Below are 2,751 nucleotides of genomic sequence, written 5' to 3' on the forward strand. Positions count from 1 at the left end.
GTGGTGATCAGCATGTCGGTGGTCACGGCGATGCCATAGGCCGCCGCCAGGTTGCTCGACGAGCGGAACATCACCACCGCCAGCACGATGGTGACGAACAGGCCCCAGTTCACGAACGGCATGTAGATCTGGCCGGTGTCGCGCACACTGGTGTGCTCGATGCGCAGCCGGGGCAGGTAACCCATCTGGATCGCCTGCTTGGTGACGCTGAAGGCGCCAGTGATCAGCGCCTGCGACGCAATCACCGTGGCCAGGGTGGCCAGGCCGACCAGCGGCACCAGCGCCCAGTCGGGCGCCATCAGGTAAAACGGATTCTTGACGGCGGCCGGGTTGCTCAGCAGCAGCGCGCCCTGGCCAAAATAGTTCAGCACCAGCGAAGGCATGACGACCGAAAACCAGGCCAGCCGGATCGGTCTTTTGCCAAAGTGCCCGAGGTCGGCGTACAGCGCCTCGGCGCCCGTGACGCACAGCACCACGGCGCCCAGGATGATGAAGGTGGTGCCGGGGTTCTCCCACATGAACATCAAGGCGAAATAGGGATTGATCGCCAGCAGGATCTCGGGATGGGTCACGATCTGGGACACGCCCAGAATGGCCAGCACCGCAAACCAGACAATGGTGATGGGGCCAAAGAACTTGCCGATACCGGCCGTGCCGTGCTTTTGCAGTGCAAACAGACCGAACAGGATGACCAGCGTGGTCGGAATCACCGCCTTGGTGAAGGTGGGCGAAATGACTTCCAGCCCCTCGACCGCCGATAGCACGGAAATGGCCGGTGTGATGACGCCGTCGCCGTAAAACAGCGAGGTGCCGAAGATGCCGACCAGCAGCAGCACCTTGCGCAGCCGGGGCTTGTCCTGCACTGCCGTGGAAGCCAGCGCCAGCATGGCAATCAGCCCGCCCTCGCCGTTGTTGTCGGCGCGCAGCACCAGTGTGACGTACTTGAGGGAAACGATGACGGTCAGCGTCCAGAAGAAGATGGACAGGATGCCGTAGACGTTGTCGTGGGTGAAGGGAACATGTCCTGAGCCAAAGACTTCCTTCATGGCATACAGGACGCTGGTGCCGATGTCGCCGTAAACGACGCCAATGGCGCCCACGGTGAGCACCGCAAGGGATGATTTTTGACTTGTCACAAAAACTGTCCGTCTTGGGCGATTGAGCGCAACCTGCGCAATCAACAGCGGCCGGGGCCGACGGGATGGTTATCTAAGGGACCGCTATTTTGCGCCCAGCCGGCCGGCTTGCAAGCGGTCAAACACACCTGATCGGAAGAAACGCGGGTTTTGTTGCGACGCAACAACTCGCCGCAACCAGTGGCGCGATTCGGCGCCCTTGCCCCGCCCGCCCGGCACAACCATTTGCTATTATTTATATAGCAAAGAGAAACCGTAGCATATGGGCTGAAGGCAAAAATTATCTAAAAAACCATTTTGACAGCGTGGACTCAGTCGTAGACCTCGGCGTTCGGGTCGGTCGCTTCAAGCTCGTAGCTGGCGGCCAGCATGGCCAGCCGGGCAATCACGCCATACATGTAAAAGCGGTTGGGGCTGCTGGAGCCGGGTTTTTGGCCCGGCTGCGGCAGCCGGCCGCTGTCGGCAAAAGCCAGCGGCACAAAGCTGGCGCCTGGGGCATTGAGGTTTTCGTCCACGCCGCGCTCGGCGTGCACCCGGTAAAAACCACCCACCACGTAGCGGTCCATCATGTAGACCACCGGCTCGGCCACCGCGTCATTGACGCGCTCATTGGTCAGCACGCCCTCCTGGATGATGACTTCGGACGGCGCCTGTCCACCCTTGGAGGTGCCCATCCGGTGTCTGGTCTGCAGGGTCAGGGCGTCCAGATCCTTGACGTCGCGCACCGTCATGATGCCCATGCCGTGGCTGCCGTTGTCGGCCTTGACCACGACAAACGGCTTTTCGTTGATGCCGTACTCCTTGTACTTGCGCTTGATTTTGGACAGCAAGGCGTCGACGTTGCTGGTCAGGCACTCCATGCCGGTGTTTTCGACAAAGTTGACTTCGCCGCATTGCGCAAACATCGGGTTGATCAGCCAGGGGTCTATCCCCAGCAACTTGCCAAAGCGTTTGGAGACTTCTTCGTAGGCCTTGAAATGGGTGGACTTGCGCCGCACCGTCCAGCCGGCGTGCAGCGGCGGCAGCAGGTGCTGCTCGTGCAGGTCTTCCAGGATGCCCGGAATGCCGACCGACAGGTCGTTGTTGAGCAGGATGGTGCAGGGGTCGAAGTCTTTGAGCCCGAGGCGCCGGTCGGTCCGGATCAGCGGCTCTATCGTGATGCTTTCGCCGGTCGGCAGGTTCAGCGTGGTGGGTGCCTTGATGTCGGCGCTGAGCGAGCCAAAGCGCACGTTCAGGCCAGCCTGGTGAAAAATGCGCTTGAGCTGCAGCACATTCGACCAGTAAAAGCTGTTGCGCGCCTCGTGCTCAGGCACCACCAGCAGGTTGCGCGCCTCGGGGCAGATTTTTTCAATCGCGGCCATGGCTGCCTGCACCGCCAGCGGCAGCATCTCGGGCGTGAGGTTGTTCCAGCCGCCCGGAAACAGGTTGGTGTCCACCGGCGCCAGCTTGAAGCCGGCATTGCGGATGTCGACCGAGCAGTAAAAAGGTGGCGTGTGCTCCATCCACTCCAGCCGGAACCAGCGCTCGATGGCGGGCGTGGTGTCGAGGATGCGCTGCTCAAGTTCGTTGATGGGGCCGGTCAGGGCGGTAATGAGGTGCGGAACCATTGCGGCCA

General features: G+C 61.4%; 2 protein-coding genes. Both read right to left on the bottom strand.

What is annotated here, in order from left to right:
* The coding region (locus IV091_RS10090) for a KUP/HAK/KT family potassium transporter (protein ID WP_293468260.1) at positions 1–1,136 on the bottom strand (1,136 nt) is incomplete at its 3' end.
* Positions 1,137–1,447: 311 nt separating this feature from the next.
* Positions 1,448–2,743 carry a glutamate--cysteine ligase gene (gshA, locus tag IV091_RS10095; protein ID WP_293468262.1) on the bottom strand — a complete coding sequence of 432 codons (1,296 nt, stop codon included), beginning with the start codon at positions 2,741–2,743 and terminating at the stop codon, positions 1,448–1,450.
* Positions 2,744–2,751 lie beyond the last annotated feature (8 nt).

Origin of the sequence: Polaromonas sp. (genome assembly GCF_018780625.1) — a bacterium.
GTDB lineage: Bacteria > Pseudomonadota > Gammaproteobacteria > Burkholderiales > Burkholderiaceae_C > Polaromonas.